General features: G+C 41.9%; 14 protein-coding genes. 2 read left to right on the top strand and 12 right to left on the bottom strand.

The window, feature by feature from the left end:
- Window positions 1–104: 104 nt before the first annotated feature.
- The 7 genes from glpK to NSQ70_RS04725 all read right to left on the bottom strand — a co-directional run bounded on the left by glpK (window position 105) and on the right by NSQ70_RS04725 (window position 7987).
- Complete coding sequence (gene glpK, locus NSQ70_RS04755; RefSeq protein ID WP_007497075.1) at window positions 105–1601, bottom strand: glycerol kinase GlpK; 1497 nt, start codon at window positions 1599–1601, stop codon at window positions 105–107.
- 15 nt (window positions 1602–1616) lie between these two features.
- Complete coding sequence (locus NSQ70_RS04750; protein WP_274661014.1) at window positions 1617–2432, bottom strand: MIP/aquaporin family protein; 816 nt, start codon at window positions 2430–2432, stop codon at window positions 1617–1619.
- Window positions 2433–2647: 215 nt separating this feature from the next.
- The gene (locus NSQ70_RS04745; protein WP_017360356.1) at window positions 2648–3205 is read right to left on the bottom strand and encodes a glycerol-3-phosphate responsive antiterminator; all 558 of its coding nucleotides are present in this window, start codon (window positions 3203–3205) and stop codon (window positions 2648–2650) included.
- Window positions 3206–3370: 165 nt separating this feature from the next.
- Window positions 3371–4708 carry an aspartate aminotransferase family protein gene (locus NSQ70_RS04740; protein ID WP_041507537.1) on the bottom strand — a complete coding sequence of 446 codons (1338 nt, stop codon included), beginning with the start codon at window positions 4706–4708 and terminating at the stop codon, window positions 3371–3373.
- 240 nt (window positions 4709–4948) lie between these two features.
- Window positions 4949–6541, bottom strand: coding sequence for a PucR family transcriptional regulator (locus tag NSQ70_RS04735; protein ID WP_203144214.1), 1593 nt, complete (start codon window positions 6539–6541; stop codon window positions 4949–4951).
- 28 nt (window positions 6542–6569) lie between these two features.
- Window positions 6570–7487 carry an AEC family transporter gene (locus NSQ70_RS04730; RefSeq protein ID WP_007497064.1) on the bottom strand — a complete coding sequence of 306 codons (918 nt, stop codon included), beginning with the start codon at window positions 7485–7487 and terminating at the stop codon, window positions 6570–6572.
- Window positions 7488–7570: 83 nt separating this feature from the next.
- Window positions 7571–7987, bottom strand: a complete 417-nt coding sequence (locus NSQ70_RS04725; RefSeq protein WP_039169250.1) for a VOC family protein — start codon at window positions 7985–7987, stop codon at window positions 7571–7573.
- A 166-nt stretch (window positions 7988–8153) separates the two neighbouring features.
- Between NSQ70_RS04725 and NSQ70_RS04720 the strand changes: the two genes are divergently transcribed.
- Entirely contained in the window at window positions 8154–8570 is a 417-nt protein-coding gene (locus NSQ70_RS04720; RefSeq protein ID WP_024719949.1) for a hypothetical protein, read from the top strand.
- Window positions 8571–8615: 45 nt separating this feature from the next.
- Here NSQ70_RS04720 and NSQ70_RS04715 read toward each other — a convergent pair whose 3' ends face one another.
- From NSQ70_RS04715 to NSQ70_RS04705, 3 genes are all read right to left on the bottom strand, one after another.
- Complete coding sequence (locus NSQ70_RS04715; protein WP_007497061.1) at window positions 8616–10154, bottom strand: bifunctional GNAT family N-acetyltransferase/carbon-nitrogen hydrolase family protein; 1539 nt, start codon at window positions 10152–10154, stop codon at window positions 8616–8618.
- A 14-nt stretch (window positions 10155–10168) separates the two neighbouring features.
- Complete coding sequence (locus NSQ70_RS04710) at window positions 10169–10834, bottom strand: HAD family hydrolase (protein ID WP_024719948.1); 666 nt, start codon at window positions 10832–10834, stop codon at window positions 10169–10171.
- 307 nt (window positions 10835–11141) lie between these two features.
- Window positions 11142–11483 carry a DUF5365 family protein gene (locus NSQ70_RS04705; RefSeq protein WP_342502488.1) on the bottom strand — a complete coding sequence of 114 codons (342 nt, stop codon included), beginning with the start codon at window positions 11481–11483 and terminating at the stop codon, window positions 11142–11144.
- 108 nt (window positions 11484–11591) lie between these two features.
- Here NSQ70_RS04705 and NSQ70_RS04700 point away from each other — a divergent pair, with 108 nt between their 5' ends.
- Window positions 11592–12494, top strand: coding sequence for an RluA family pseudouridine synthase (locus NSQ70_RS04700; protein WP_025207003.1), 903 nt, complete (start codon window positions 11592–11594; stop codon window positions 12492–12494).
- A 34-nt stretch (window positions 12495–12528) separates the two neighbouring features.
- On the opposite strand, the gene NSQ70_RS04695 is transcribed toward NSQ70_RS04700, so the two are convergent.
- Window positions 12529–13095, bottom strand: coding sequence for a class D sortase (locus NSQ70_RS04695; protein ID WP_217967402.1), 567 nt, complete (start codon window positions 13093–13095; stop codon window positions 12529–12531).
- A 32-nt stretch (window positions 13096–13127) separates the two neighbouring features.
- Window positions 13128–16034: a 5'-nucleotidase C-terminal domain-containing protein gene (locus NSQ70_RS04690; protein WP_256689130.1), complete on the bottom strand. Its 2907-nt coding sequence runs from the start codon at window positions 16032–16034 to the stop codon at window positions 13128–13130.
- Between the last annotated feature and the right edge of the window lie 50 nt (window positions 16035–16084).

Here is a 16084-nt window from a genome sequence, read left to right as displayed (position 1 = left end):
GAGACCGCAAACACCCAAAGCGTATTTCTACACTTCGGTGCTTGCGGTCTCTCCAGTTCTCCAACCGTTCTATTAACTTACTTGAAGTATACCATACTTTTTGTTTATTTGAAAGCTTGAGCTGCTTTTACAGCCTTTTTCCACCCGCTGTATAACGAGTCACGGCTGTCTTCTTCCATTTTAGGTTCAAAGCGCTTGTCAAGGTTCCATTGTTTTGCAATGTCTGAACGGTCGTTCCAGAAGCCAACTGCTATTCCCGCAAGATAGGCCGCACCGAGTGCCGTCGTTTCATTAATTTCTGGACGTTCTACTGGTACATCGAGCAAATCACTTTGGAAGCCCATTAAGAAATCATTCTTTACAGCCCCGCCATCGACACGTAATGTTTTAAGTGAGATGTTTGAATCTTTTTCCATCGCATCTAAAACATCTTTCGTTTGATAAGCAAGTGATTCTAACGTTGCACGAACAAAGTGCTCTTTAGAAGTACCGCGTGTTAAACCGAATACAGCGCCTCGGACATCACTATCCCAATATGGTGTGCCTAAACCAACAAATGCTGGTACGACATATACGCCGTCTGTTGACTCAACGCGCTCAGCATAAGCTTCACTGTCTTTTGAGTCTTTAAACATTCTAAGTCCATCACGCAGCCACTGGATCGCTGAGCCAGCAACGAAAATACTTCCTTCTAAAGCATATTCAACTTTGCCGTCAATGCCCCATGCAATCGTCGTTAACAATCCATGATCCGACTTAATTGCTTTTTCCCCTGTATTCATCAACATGAAACATCCTGTACCATATGTGTTCTTCGCCATTCCTTCTTCAAAGCAAGCCTGACCGAATAACGCAGACTGCTGATCTCCTGCCGCTCCTGCAATCGGAATATTTTTACCGAAGAAGTGATAGTCTGTTGTTTCACCATAAATGTGTGATGATGGTTTGACGTCTGGCAGCATGGAAGCTGGAACACCTAAAATATCAAGTAGTTCTTCATCCCATTTCAGATCGTAAATATTGAACATTAACGTTCTTGATGCATTTGAATAATCTGTCACGTGTGATTGACCGCCAGTCATTTTCCAAATGAGCCATGTATCGATTGTGCCAAACAGTAAGTCACCATTTTCTGCTTTCTCACGAGCACCTTCGACATTGTCTAAAATCCATTTCACTTTAGTACCTGAGAAATAAGCATCAATGAGTAGACCCGTTTTATTTCTAAACGTTTCATCGTGCCCTTGCGCTTTTAGCTCATCACATATACCAGATGTTTGTCGTGACTGCCAAACAATTGCATTGTAAACAGGTGCGCCTGTATGTTTATCCCAAACAACAGCTGTCTCACGCTGGTTCGTAATTCCGATACCGGCGATTTGATCTGCTTCAATTCCTGATTCGATTAAAGCAGTTGAAATAACTGATAGAACAGAGCTCCAAATTTCATTTGCATTGTGTTCTACCCAGCCTGGGTTCGGAAAATATTGATTGAATTCCTTCTGAGCTGTATGGGCAATTTTACCTTCTTGATCAAATAAGATCGCTCTTGAGCTTGTTGTCCCTTGATCTAATGCGAGAATATATTTTTCTTTTGCCATGATGTTTTCCTCCCCTTACATACTTTCATTGACAGCATTTGTCTGGTTTTTCGTAGAAACATAGAGTCCTAACAATACCACAACTAAAATAACGCTTACAATCCAAAAGGCTGGTGTGACGTTCGCTTTAAAGGCTGCATTATAGAAAACACCGCCAAATGCACCGCCCAAAATTGGACCAACAACAGGAACCCAAGCATATTTCCAATTTGATGGACCTTTACCTGGAATCGGCAGAATGGCATGTGCGATTCTTGGACCTAAATCACGTGCAGGGTTAATTGCGTAACCAGTTGTACCACCTAATGAAAGACCAATTGCGACAATTAAGAAACCAACAATCAGCGGATTGACTCCGTCTGCAAATTTATTTGCACCAATCGCTAAAATTCCTACCACCAATACAAATGTACCAATGACTTCACTGAGCACGTTTGCAAAAGTATGCGGAATCGCAGGACCAGTTGAGAATACGCCTAGTTTTGCACCTGGATCGTCTGTCGCTTTCCAGTGTGGTAAGTAATGTAAGAAGACAATAATAGCTCCGAGTAATGCGCCAAGCATTTGACCGACAATATACAATGGAACATCAGCCCAAGGAAAACTTCCTTCTAATGCAAGACCTATTGTCAGCGCCGGGTTTAAATGTGCACCGCTGATTCCTCCAGTGGCATAAGCTGCAATCGCTACTGCAAATCCCCATCCGAAAGCGATTACAATCCAGCCGGACTGATAAGCGAGCGATTTCTTTAAACTGACTGCCGCACACACACCGCCTCCGAAAATAATAAGAAGCATTGTACCAACGACTTCACCCCAAAATGGTGTCATGAAAAATTCCTCCTCTGGTTCAGTTGCCATCCCCTATAAATGTGTAGAAAAGATAAAGAAAAAAGATCCACAACAAACATACTTTACATCAGGGTCATTTGTCACCTAGTAAAGCGTCGTTGTGGATCTCCGTTTCTCCATCACATGATATTAACTTAGTGCTATAGTAACAGAGGATGAAAACGTTGTCAATCAATTTTCGCATTTTATCTTTTTCACTTTTGGAACGCTTTCCAAAGCTCTGTATTCGATGTGGTGACAGCTGTCGCCCCTGCTGCAAGCGCCCTTTCTACATCTTCTTTTGTTCGGATAAACCCTCCTGCAAATATTGGTATTCCAGCTCTTTCGCGCACTTCTGTAATTAAATCTGGCACGACACCCGGCAATACTTCAATAAAATCTGGACGATGTTTCCCGACAAACTCCATGCTCTTTTCCATCGCACTTGTATCAAGTAAAAACATTCGCTGGATGGCATATACCTTTTTCTGCTTGGCTTTTACTATGACAGAAGACCTAGTAGAAATAATGCCAGCTGGTTTCATTTCCTGACAAATAAATTCCGTTCCGTACTCATCATGTTTGATTCCGTGAATGAGATCGACATGGACAAACATTTTTTTATGATGCGCATTCGCCTCATTCATGATGCCCTTAAGCCGCCCTAAGTGGACATCTAGTAAGACCCCATATGTAAATGGACTTTTTAAAAATTCCTCAAATTGCTTCATATTGCGAACAGCAGGTAGAATGGGTTGATCATGAAAACTCATATGCCGTCTCCTTCTCGTGTGTGTATTGGTTCTATCTTCTCCTTACAGTAATAGAATCGCATGTTTTTTTCAATACACCTAGTGTACCCATTGACCATTCAGCCTAGCAGATCGATTCAGACCTGATCCTTTCTGGACATAGAAAAAAGCAGAGAAACCTCTCTGCTATAATTGCGCCATGCTTTCTTTTAAAGTATGAATAATGAATGAGGCGTCTTCATCAGTGATATTTAGCGGTGGTGCGAGCTGTGCCACGTTATTATAGCCAGCCACTGTATCGCCATTTTTCCCGATGATCAATCCTCGTTTTTTACATTCTGCAATCAATTGACCGACTACACTTGGATCAGCTGGCTTTTTTGACGCCTGATCCTGCACAAGCTCAATCCCAAACAGCAGGCCTTTTCCTCTCACATCACCGACAAATGGATGCTCTTTTAACTCTTGCAAACGTTCGAGCATGTCTTGGCCAAGCGTGCCTGACCGCTCCACTAATTGCTCGTTTTCCATGATCTCTAGGTTAGCAAGTGCCACCGCACAGGAAGCAGGGTGACCGCCAAATGTATTCACATGCCGTAGCCTGTCATACGTATCTTCTCCTGCATACGCTTCATAAATGTCTCGTTTCACGCACGTTGCAGATAGCGGTAAATATCCACTTGTGATCCCTTTTGCCATGGTGATGATATCTGGCTTCACTTCCTCATGCATAAATCCAAACCGCTTTCCTGTCCGGCCAAATCCGCAGATGACTTCATCTACAATGAGAAGCGCTCCATGGGCTTCACAGATATCTTTGACCTTCTTCAAATACCCTTTTGGCGGCATTAGGATACCTCCGCCCGTAATGATCGGCTCCATAATGACCCCAGCTATCGTCTCACTTAGTTCCCACGTCATGGCCTGATCTATTGCCGCAGCACTCGCCAGATTCTCTTGATCCTCAGGATGACGATACATATCAGGCGGTGCGACATGGATAAATCCCTGCCCTAACGGTTCATATTTGTACTTACGCTGCGCTTGACCCGTTGCGGCTAGAGCTGCTGCTGTGTTGCCATGATACGATCGGTATCGGGAAATAAATTTTGTGCGTGTACTCTCTCCCTTTTGCGCATGATATTGTTTGGCAATCTTAAATGCCGCTTCATTCGCTTCAGAACCACTGTTAGAAAAGAAGATCACATAGTCCCCGTCTAGCCATTCATTGAGCTTCTCAGCCAGCTGAATCGCTGGCACATGGCTTTGTGTCAGTGGGTAGTAAGGCATCGTATTTAATTGCTTATACGCCGCTTCTGCAAGCTCTTTACGTCCATATCCGGCATTTACACACCATAGTCCTGACATCCCGTCTAAATAGCGATTTCCATGAATATCTGTCACCCATGCGCCTTCTGCCTCATGAATCACCATACTTTCATTTTCTTTGTTTGTCCCTTTCATATGATGCCAAATGAACTGATCATCTTTCGCCTGAAGATCTTGTGCGTTATGTGTTTTCATCTTCCCACGCCCCCATGTATCCGTTTTCATCATAAAAGAAACTTAAACCGGTCCTGCATATGACCTCTCCATTCATTATATGGATAAAAGTGAGGCATATGAAACTGAAACAAGACCGCCCGTGTCGTTACTCTCATTATAAAAAAGGGGCCAGACACATTACATTAGACAGATCGTCAACTGATTGAAAAGAACCATGAGACACTCTACTTGATCCCTTGGCAAATCTAACATATACCGTTAATGGCGATTCCCCTGTAAAAATTCATAAGCAAGGATCGCAAATTCAAGCGCTTGACGTTTTGGCGCTTGCATCATATCCTCACCAAGTAAAGCATGAAGCTTATCCAATCTGTGATAAAGCGTCTGCCTCACAATATAGAGCTGGCTTGCGGTTTCTTTTTTAGAACCGTTTGTCTGTAAAAAGATATTCAGCGTCTGATAGAGCCTGCCGCTATTTTGTTTATCATATAAAATCACCGGCTCTAAATACTCTTTCACCATGCATTCTAATAACCCGCTTTCTTTCATGACAGGCATCAACCGAAGCATATGTAAATCTTGATAAAATGGGCTTTTTATCCGTTGCGGCATCACTTTCTTTAAATGCAGCACTTCTTTCGCTGCTTGAAAACTTTTTCTCATGTACTGAAATTGCTCACAATATGAACCGATTCCATAATTGATGACTGCCTCGCCGGGCTTCTCACGGTCATATAATTGCGTGATGTCGTTTGCCGCTTTTTCTGCGCGCTCTTTCCAGTCCTCAACTTTTCTTGTATTCAATAAAATAAATAAGGTTTGTCCTTGATGCTCGTACACAATCAAATAGAAACCAGCACGCTGAAAAATAGAACGGCAAGAGACAAGAAAATAAAGATTCCCTGCGATTTCTTCTATTTGGTGGTTTTTTTGAAAGAGCATCACCACACAGCCGGTCGGTTTTTTCAGTCCTTCTGTTTCCTCAAGGTGTTCTATGATTTCTCTTTCTGTATGCTCTTCATGAAACCATTTTTGCAGCCATTCATTCTCTTTTGTCTTCTTCAGCTCTTCTGTATACAGCTCTCTTAAAGTTTGCTGGGCAAGGGCATTCGCTCCTTTATCCATCACAAGCAGTTCAAATTCCGAGAGCGTGTTCGATTGATGAATGAGGACGAGGTCTGCAAAGGTTTGTTTGAGTGCAAGGACTTGTTTTTGCGTCACTTTATATCCTTTTGGTAATGAAGCATATTGCAAATAATTCATCACAAGCTCTTCTGTTTGTTTGGATGAATCACATAAAATAATCGGTTCACCTTGAACAGGGATCAACAAAAGAATCCCTCTCACGTGCTGATACACTTGATCCAAAATATCCATCTGCGGATGAGGAGTCAATAAAAGCTCATTCAACTTGGACGACAGTGTTTCTAAATCCGCCATCATCTGATACTGACGCTCAATCATCATCGTATGGAGATGCTGTGTAATATTGACGAACTTCACTTCTTTTGTAAACAGAATAAGCGGAAAATCACGTTCTTCTGCATAAATAATCAGTTCTTCCGGTACATCAAACCGGAGCGGTACAAATTCAATACATAGTCCAGCCGCACCTGAGTCAATCAACTGCCTTAAAAACGCCTGAAAGACTTCCAATTGATCATGGAAGCCTGCGGCCGTCGTTAAGATCAGCTCGCCTCCGTTTAACAAATCCTCTACAGCAGGCACTTCAAGTACATGTACCCATTTTACCTGCCGAAACAATCCCTTTTCCCCAGCTAACACTTTCGCATGCGTAAAATGCTTCGTTTTTAACACATCACTTACTTGAAAATGAACATCTACATTCATTCATAAGTCCCCCTTTGTTTGCCGTCCCCTATCCCAGAGGGTGCATGGATAAAATCCATAATAAAACAGGTAAAGTCACAATACTTAAAATCGTACTGAGAAACGTCGTGCTTGAGACAAACTCAGGCTTCGTTCGAAATTGCACAGCCATCAACGTTGTATTCGCCGCTGTCGGCATCGCTGCAACTAAAATCATAATTTGTTTCACCAAATCATCAACAGGTAAAATAAGTGTAAAACCAAAGGCGATGAGAGGTGAGATAAAGAGCTTCAGCAGCACCGCATAGGAAATATTGCGATAATCCACTTGTTTAAAAGAAATCACTGCGAGCTGCATACCTAAAATCAGCATAATCGTTGGTATCGCTGCATCCCCGACCAGCTGAACACCTGTCATAAGCTCTTTAGGTAATGAAAGGTCAATGAGCTGAAATAATAGACCAAGAAGAGCCCCGTAAGCAACCGGCATACGCAGCACTTTTTTTAGGACGACCTTCAAGTCTCCCGCGTCCTCTCCACCTTTTGCTGCATAATACATGCCGATCGTACTCATGACGAGCTGCTGAAGGACCATTAGCACAATCGCAATATCTAAACCAGCTGCTCCAAAAACAAGAAGGACAACAGGCGTGCCGTAATTTCCATTATTCATAAATGCTGATGACAAAATCATGGCACAATACGTTTCATTCGAATACCCGTAAATTCGAGATAAAATGAAGACACATAAAACAAGTGAAAGACAAAGCCCTACGACAAATATAGATAAGTACACATAGTCCATCGATACTTTATTTTGATAAAAGGTTTCAAACGCAAGAAATGGTGACATTAAATATAAAGACATTGATGAGAGCGTATGTATATCAAAACCAATTGTCTTCTGCCCAATATACCCTATAAGGAATATGCCGAACACTGGCATTAAGACAAGTAAAAACTCCATGCAGCACCTACTTTTCTCTAGATGAATTCCTTATTTTTTACCCTCTTATCATACCACTGATCATCAATAAAAAAGAAGCACCCTTATGAAAGGTCGCTTCTCTCCTCATCCATATAAAACACTTCCCATAAATGACCATCACGATCCTGAAAGCTCCAGCCATACATGAAATCATGGTCTTGTTTTTCCTTAAACGGTGAACCACCAGCTGCGATCGCACGCTCTACAAGCTCATCAACCTCTTCCCTCGTCTCGACCTGTAAAGAAATAATGACCTCTGCCCCATTTCTGGCATCTACCAATTCCTTCTCTGAAATGGATTGGAAATGCTTAAGTGATAACAGCATGACTGTGATCGTCTCATTCATCACAAAACAAGCAGCATGTTCATTCGTCAGTTCTTGTTGAAAGTCAAAACCTAGCTGTTCAAAGAAATCCTTTGACTCATTTACATGCTTAACCGGCAAATTGATATACAGATGTTTAGATTGTCGCCCCATATCCCTCTCCCTTTGTAAAACATCATTTCCATTCAGTATATTCGTCTTTTCATTTGGCATCCCTTTGTCGCATGAAAAAATAAGCGGTAAGCCCCATTACCTTATTTTAACAAAAATGTATAATAAATCTCATGCACAATACTAAATGAACTAGGAGGTTTTCTTAATGAAAACAATCGCAAAATCTTTGATGCTCTCCACCTCTGTCCTTTTATTCGCTTCACCTATTACACAAACAGCTGATGCTGCATCTATTCAAACGAAGCAGGTGACAGCAGAAAGTGATTTTCAGCTTCCTTCAACAACAGACACCATTAAACAAAACATCGAACAATCTTTCCAAAAACAAGAAAAGTGGCTACAAAAGTTAGAAGTGATTGCCGGACAAGAAAAACGTGAACAATTTGAACAGTTTTTCAACCAGCATGTAGGACCTGATTTAAAAAATCTTTTAGAAGAGCCTGCTCTTACATGGAAACAAGTAGAAAAAACGATTTATCAATCTCTTGTCAAATCAGACGTTCCATTTTTAGCTGCCAAAAGCATTGCCCACTTTGCTACACTCGCATTAAAGAAAATGTAAACATAAAGAAAAACGCCTCGCATAATTGCGGGGCGCTTGTTTTGTTTATTTCTTATATTCAATATGGTACACGTCTCTTCTTCGGTCTTTCAGCTGACGAACCGTCCCATCTTGACGCTGTCTTCTTAATATTTCTAAGTCGACATCACCGACAACCACCATTTCAATATTCGGGTTGCATTCCCCTACAATGCCATCTCTTGCGAATTCAAAATCAGATGGTGCAAAGATTGCTGATTGTGCATATTGGACATCCATGTTTTCTGTTTGCGGAAGGTTTCCGACCGTTCCAGAAATGACCGTATATATCTGATTTTCAACCGCTCTCGCCTGCGCACAGTAACGTACTCGTAAATAGCCTTGACGGTCTTCTGTACAGAATGGAGTGAAAATAATTTTCGCTCCTTTGTCAGCTGCAATTCGAGCAAGCTCAGGGAATTCAATATCGTAGCAAATTTGGATCGCAATTTTCCCGCAGTCCGTATCAAATACCCGTACTTGGTCACCAGCTGAAATCCCCCACCATTTTCTTTCATTCGGCGTGATATGCAACTTATATTGCTTTTCAATTGTTCCATCACGTCTAAATAAATAGGCGATATTATAGATTTTCCCTTCCTCTTCAACGAAATGAGAACCACCGATGATATTAATGTTGTACTTGACCGAGAGATCTGTAAACAAATTGATGTAGTCCTCGGTATATTCTGTGATCCGCTGCACTGCTAGACTTGGTGATCTCTCTTCTAAATATGACATAAGCTGCGTTGTAAAGATTTCCGGGAAAACGGCAAAGTCAGCTGACGCATCTGATGCCACATCCACGTAATACTCCACTTGATTCATAAATTCCTCAAAGGAATGAATTTGCTTCATTGCATATTGAATGACACAAATTCGTACTGGGAACGCCGATTTATAATATCTTTTCGATTGCGGACGATAATCGACATTGTTCCATTCCATTAGCGTTGCGTACGTACTGGAAGCTTTATCATCCGGCAAGTAATTCGGATTGATACGCATCAGGCTAAATTCATTTAACAGCTGAAAAGATAGCACAGGATCATAAATTTGGTGCAGCATGACTTGCTCTACATATTGGCGAGGCGTCATTTCTTCTTGATATTTATGATAATTCGGGATACGTCCGCCAATGATGATGCTTTTTAAATTTAATCTTCTCGCTAAATCTTTTCTTGCTTCGTATAAACGATGACCGATTTTCATCCGGCGGTACTCAGGACTGACCATTACTTCAATTCCGTACATATTCATCCCATCTGGATTATGGTTTGTGATATATCCATCATCTGTGATGTCCTGCCATGTGTGACGATCATCGTATTCATCAAAGTTAATTAATAAACTTGAACATGAGCCAATGATTTCCCCCTCGAATTCCGCACAGAACTGGCCTTCTGGGAAATGTTCAAGGTGGCTTTCAAGGTGCTCTTTTTTCCAAGGGTCCATGCCTGGAAAGCATACCTCTTGCAATGCAATGATTCGGTCGATATCTTCTTCTCTAATATTTCGAATCACCATTCTTTTTTCAAATCGCGTTAAATCTAGTTTTTCTGCCATGATGTATTGCCCCCTTACTGATCCTCTTTTTCAAGCTGATGGAATAGCTGGAGCAATTCGATTTCAGCCATGGATTCTAATCTAACATCATATTCTTCAAACTGCAGTGTGCTCGTCACTTTATTTGGCACGATGACACATTTCATGCCCGCTCGTTTGGCAGCGATTGACCCATTCACAGAGTCCTCAAATGCCACGCAATCTTTTGGCTCAACGCCTAAGCATTGTGCGGTTTGCAAATAAAGTTCTGGGTGAGGTTTCACTTCTTCCACATCGTCTGACGTGCGGATACATTCAAAGTAATCGAAAAGTCCAATTTGTTTCAGGTGATCAGACACCCATTTATAATCTGAGCTGGAAGCAAGTCCAATCTTAATTCCAAGCTCCTTTGCCGCTTCTAAATAAGCTTCTACACCAGGTCTTGCTGCTTCGTCCTTCATTCTCTTTTGAAAACGTGAACGCCGGTCTTCTGTGAGTGCCTCATGATCTAATGTCTTTCCTAACTGCTCTTCCAAATATTCAAAAGGCTTAAAACCTGCCTGCGTTCCAATCACATTTCCCCATACAGACAGAGGCAGCTCCGATTCATGCTCCGCAAACATTTCCTGCAGAACCTCATATTCATGTGTTTCTGTATCTAAAATTAATCCATCAAAATCAAATATAATCGCCTTTACCAAAGAGGCCACTCCTTTTTTCCGAAAGTCTGAAATATCTTCCATACTGCTATCATATCGTGAATAAAATTGACTTTCAAAGATGAATGTCTGCTAAAATGATTATGTATAAAAGGAGCCTGCATCGTTTTGTCAGGCTCCTGTCATGTTCGATTCTTTCTGCAAGAGATCCAAGCGCTCCGATTCGTGGAGAATAGACATTGTTGAAAAAGAGCGGAATTGGTATTACAGATCTTGAAGGTTTCTCCGTTCCCTTAAAAATAGTATGTGCGACGACCTTGTAAGTTAACAAGGAAGTTCACACCAACTTTTACGCATTTTGAAGGTGACGGCCTGCAAAATCATCTAAATCAAACGGGAAAGAAAAGCCGCACGCATTAACTTGTTCACGGTTGAGTTCAAATAACTCACGATCTCGTTTTGTGATATGTCGCTTCGGCTTTAAAATAATGGTATGTAATAGCTGAAGACCTGATAAGATACGAAAAGCATCATCCATTGTCCCGTTATACACACCATCAATGAATGTAAGCGGGGGTTGTTTTTCCTGCGCTTCTCCATTGCCAGAATGGGATAAGAGATCTTCAATTTCCTTTGATACTTCTTCAATTGCCTGCTCTTGAAGGTCTGTCGCAGCTTTCATTAATCTCACGTGGCATCTACCTCTCTGTCGTTATTACTCCATTCAGAATAGCACAGAAAAAAAGTCATTCGCTAAGGTAAGTGTTTCCTATATATACCCAAAGAGAGGACGAATATCATGATCATAAAAGGACACACGCTCTCCCTAAAAGTAGGTGAGCAGCAAAATGGCATTTCCTTAAGTCAATTTTTAAAAGACGAAGTGTCTGCCTCTAAACCGATTATCCATTTTTGGATGGAGCACCAAAAAGTCCGTCTCAATCAAAAACCTGCCCACCATGCTGCAAAAGTGAGTACAGGTGATCAGATTCTCATTGATTTATTTGAGACGGAAGAAAGTGATGTGACGCCAGAATATGGTGAATTAGAGGTACTCTTTGAAGACGAGCATTTATTAGTTGTCCAAAAGCCTGCTGGAAGGCCGACGCATCCAAATGAAAAAGGACAAACAGGTACGCTGGCGAACCTAGTCGCTTTCCATTTTCAAGCAAATGGAGAAGAAAAGCGGGTCAGACATATACATAGGCTTGATCAAGATACAAGCGGCACCGTCATTTTTGCCAAACACAGGTTGGCACATGCTGTACTCGATCAAATGCTTTCAAAAAAAGCGATTAACAGAACGTATCTTGCCATCGCACAAGGACTGTTTAAGAAAAAGAAAGGAACGATCCAAGCAGCCATTGGACGTGATAAACACCATGCCGTCAGAAGGAGGGTTTCTCCTACTGGTCAAAGCGCCAAGACTCATTATGAGGTCTTCCATCTCAATAAACGTTTACAGATGACGGCCGTTAAGCTGCGATTAGAAACAGGCAGAACGCATCAAATTCGGGTCCATCTTAGCAGTCTCGGGCATCCTTTAGCTGGCGATACATTATATGGCGGGAAGCGTGACCTGATAAACAGATGCGCCCTTCATGCCAAACAAGTAGACATGAACCATCCATTCACAGGTGAAAAGCTGACGATAGAAGCACCGCTTCCACCTGATATGGCTGAATTAATGGACAATATGTAGAAAAAAGAGCCTGATCATACAGGCTCTTTTGACGTTAGACAGATGCTCTTTTCGCATAAATAATGTACCGCTCTGGTGCGTTGCCGACAAAATGAAATGGATAGCATGTGGTTAACACAAGCTCTTCCTTTTTATTTTGTAAGGTAATAATGGATGTATCGTGCTGATCCACAATTTTCGTATGCGTAATTTCATAAACAAACTCGCCATACGGTACAGTGATTTTCAGCTGATCCCCAATATCCAGTTCACCAGTCCGGCGGAAGACCGTATCCCTGTGTCCCGACAAAACGATTTGTCCATTTTGATCAGGGTAATAACTGCCTTTATAATGACCGACGCCTTTGGCAAGGTCGTCCGCATCTGTCCCTTCAACAATCGGCAAATCGGCTTTTAATTTCGGAATGGTCAGGATGCCAGAGGCTTTCCCCATTTCAGGTGAAAATTTTTCCTTTGTCATCCCTTGATCAGTTTCTACGACCTTCTTTGCTTCCTCTAAAGAATGTGCTGTTTGTAAGTGAGTAGAAGCCATTTGCCAGATTCCCCAGCCAAGCACCACAATCCCCACTGACATGACAATCACTGCAAGCCATTTTTTCATGCGTTAACTCCTTTGTCTTTGCTGATGATTCTTTAGCTTGCTGCTGCCTTTTCTTCTTGTTTCGCTTGTTGAATTCGGCCCTCTTTTTGATACACAATAGAAGCTCCCTCGAAGCTCTTTACAAAAGCGACCGTTGCTTCTAAATCTTCTGGGCCTGTTTCCGGATTTTTCCCTAGCCGCCCAATCGGTGCATACTTACTTCCAGTGGCAGTCGCCATGAAGTTGTTCACTGTGAGTGTATACGTTTTATCGAAATCAACGGAAGAACCATCAGGCAGTTTTAAGTCGACTACTTTATATGTTAACGGATTGTACGAATAAGAAAAGCCTGAAATGCTATAATCCGGTCCAAATTGAGGAGATATTTGAGCTTCAATGATATCAACTAAATCTTTCCCCTTAATGTCCAGCTTCACTAACACATTTCCAAATGGCTGAATATTAAAGAGGTCTCCCCAAGTAATGGGTCCTTTTTCGAGATTTTGTCTGATGCCGCCACCATTCATCATGGCAAAGTCACTTTTCATTGAATATCTCATGCCATCCGCAATGAGATTGCCAAGTGGTGTATCACCATCATTTGAATAGCCGCCCTCCATCTTGACCCCTGCTTCTCCAACCACCTCACTAATAATCGGCTCCACTTCTTTTCCGTAACGAGCTAAAATGTCCGCTGCCTCCTGATCCTTTTCAATACCAGCCTGGTCTACATACTGGATCTTTGCACTCTTTTTGACAATATCTTTTGTTTTCCTGTCAAGTGTGACATTGACTTCTCCAATTGCCTTTCCGTATTCAAAGGCTTGGACAATTAATTTTCCATTCACTTCTCCATTGACCACTTCGTGATTATGGCCAGCGAAAATGACATCAATTTCGTCATCGCCTTCTTTGGCAAGCCTTGCGCTTTCTCCAGTAATGGTATCGCCATTTTGAGAGGCGGTCATATGAGCCAGAACTGCGATCGCTTTAATCCCTTTTTGCTTTAAACCCTTCGCTGCTTCATTGACAGCTTGGACTTCATCAGTAAATTGAATGTCTTTAATTCCTTCTGGCATGACCATACCTGCCGCTGATGTTGTCACAACTCCGATAAAAGCCACAGGAATTCCTTCGACATCCATAATTTCATAGGCCGGTAAAAGTGGTTTGCCAGTATCCTTGTATTCACAGTTTGCACAAACAAGCGGGAAGTTCTGCCCATCGTATCCTTTTGTGCCTTTCGGGTGATCTCCACCTTTTAAGATTCGTAATAGTTCGTCTACACCTTCATCAAACTCATGGTTGCCAACTGTCCCAACATCAAAGCCGATGTTCTCCATTAGTTCAACGGTTGGTTCATCTTGTAAAAGAGAAGAAACCGGCGAGCTTCCGCCTATCATATCTCCTGCATGAACTGTCAGTGTATTTTTTTGCGCAGCTTGCTTTTGTTTTATATAAGCCGCCACAAAATCCATCCGTCCATATGTTCCTTTCCTGCCATCACCTTTTACATCCAGCTCATATTGCTGATCAATTTTCCCATGCAGATCATTCATGCTTAAAATGGTTAATGGGACTTCACTGGATGATGCTGACGCCTGATATCCAGCCTGCTCTGCTTCTTCTTTAGAAGCAAAAAAGACACGTTTATCTACATCGATCTCATTCCAGCTGTCAGGTGATACGTAGGTTTTTGCAGATGAATCACCAACATAACGTGTGAGCCCTTTTTTCTGCTCGCGTGCTCTAAATTCAAACGGCTGTTCTAGCAGAGGATCTTCTTCATTCCAAATACCAAGCCCTTTTTCCTTGGCATCTTTCACTGCTTGTTGGAACATCTGATACTCTTTTTCATCTCCAACAGGCCAGATGAAATAAGTAGGGGCATATCCTTTTTTCACAAGCTCTAGGTTCGTATTCAGCCCTTTTTTGGTTTTGACTTGAGCTAAAAGACGTCCATATCCATCCTTTGCTTCCGGGCCAATCTTTAATGTGACTCGATCACCACTTGAAAGAAGTGTTTTTAAATAATCCGTCGCTTTTTGTCCAAAGCGCAGCTGGTTTTGATCTAATTCATTCTTTGGCTTGTGGTAGGTTTCTGGTGTGTCCATATTCACGAAGCGTACCTTTGTTGTGCCGAGCACAGGCTTCTTCAAATGAATGGTATCTCCATCCACAACACGATCTACCGTTGCCTCATATTCTTTTTTGATTTTTGGCGGCTTTGGCTGGTGCTTCAGCAATTTGACATCGGTTTTGTGTCTTGGAAGTACTTGCAGCGTATCATATCTGCTTAAAACGCCAGTAAACTCATACCATTTTCCGGTCTTCACTTGATCAATGGCACCCGTATCAACCATGACTCTAAGGACTGTGCTATGATATTTTTTATCGATGATAACCACATTGTATCCACCGCCAGCTGGCTGATCTGGCACTTGTTCTACATAGCCTTTTACCTTCACTAATCTTCCTTCATATTTGCTTGCCTGATCCGATTCCAATTGTTTAATGGAAACTTTCTTTGGCGAAGGCAATGGCTGATTCACAGCCTCTATCTTCAGACGATCTTGATCTGGCACAATTTCAACGAGCCCTTTATAAGTCGTCACCTTGCCAGTCACCGTGACCTTCATGCCTGCTTTCAGTTCTGGAAAATTCTTAGGCTGCGCAGAATAAATATTGAGACCAGCTGTTTTGTCTTGAATATATGTTGATAGTTTCCCATTCCCTATAGCGGATTGATCTGCTGTTACGATTCCGCTCACCGTTACCGTTTCTCCTATCAGTTTTCGGGCTTTTTTTATGTTCATCGGCTTTGTTTGTTTCCATAAAGTCTCCTTTTTCTCAGAAGAAGAAAACGCCTCAGCTGTCATGATACTAGGCAGTAAAGATTGCAGACTAAATATCACCAAAATCAAACAACAGACCATTCGAATAGATTGTATACGTTTCATTAGATTTCTCCCCTTTGAACTTCATCTCTTCTAGTGTACAAAGCAATTAT

It is taken from the genome of Bacillus sp. FSL R5-0397 (assembly GCF_038593395.1).
Classification (GTDB): Bacteria; Bacillota; Bacilli; order Bacillales; family Bacillaceae; genus Bacillus; species Bacillus altitudinis.
Note: the sequence above shows the minus strand (reverse complement) of the source record. Positions and strands in the feature narration are given on the sequence as shown.

What these genes read in the sequence shown, in the direction of transcription:
- glpK (WP_007497075.1), bottom strand. Translation starts at nt 1,601, where the DNA reads ATGGCAAAAGAAAAATATATTCTCGCATTAGATCAAGGGACAACAAGC.
- NSQ70_RS04750 (WP_274661014.1), bottom strand. Translation starts at nt 2,432, where the DNA reads ATGACACCATTTTGGGGTGAAGTCGTTGGTACAATGCTTCTTATTATT.
- NSQ70_RS04745 (WP_017360356.1), bottom strand. Translation starts at nt 3,205, where the DNA reads ATGAGTTTTCATGATCAACCCATTCTACCTGCTGTTCGCAATATGAAG.
- NSQ70_RS04740 (WP_041507537.1), bottom strand. Translation starts at nt 4,708, where the DNA reads ATGAAAACACATAACGCACAAGATCTTCAGGCGAAAGATGATCAGTTC.
- NSQ70_RS04735 (WP_203144214.1), bottom strand. Translation starts at nt 6,541, where the DNA reads ATGAATGTAGATGTTCATTTTCAAGTAAGTGATGTGTTAAAAACGAAG.
- NSQ70_RS04730 (WP_007497064.1), bottom strand. Translation starts at nt 7,487, where the DNA reads ATGGAGTTTTTACTTGTCTTAATGCCAGTGTTCGGCATATTCCTTATA.
- NSQ70_RS04725 (WP_039169250.1), bottom strand. Translation starts at nt 7,987, where the DNA reads ATGGGGCGACAATCTAAACATCTGTATATCAATTTGCCGGTTAAGCAT.
- NSQ70_RS04720 (WP_024719949.1), top strand. Translation starts at nt 8,154, where the DNA reads ATGAAAACAATCGCAAAATCTTTGATGCTCTCCACCTCTGTCCTTTTA.
- NSQ70_RS04715 (WP_007497061.1), bottom strand. Translation starts at nt 10,154, where the DNA reads ATGGCAGAAAAACTAGATTTAACGCGATTTGAAAAAAGAATGGTGATT.
- NSQ70_RS04700 (WP_025207003.1), top strand. Translation starts at nt 11,592, where the DNA reads ATGATCATAAAAGGACACACGCTCTCCCTAAAAGTAGGTGAGCAGCAA.
- NSQ70_RS04695 (WP_217967402.1), bottom strand. Translation starts at nt 13,095, where the DNA reads ATGAAAAAATGGCTTGCAGTGATTGTCATGTCAGTGGGGATTGTGGTG.
- NSQ70_RS04690 (WP_256689130.1), bottom strand. Translation starts at nt 16,034, where the DNA reads ATGAAACGTATACAATCTATTCGAATGGTCTGTTGTTTGATTTTGGTG.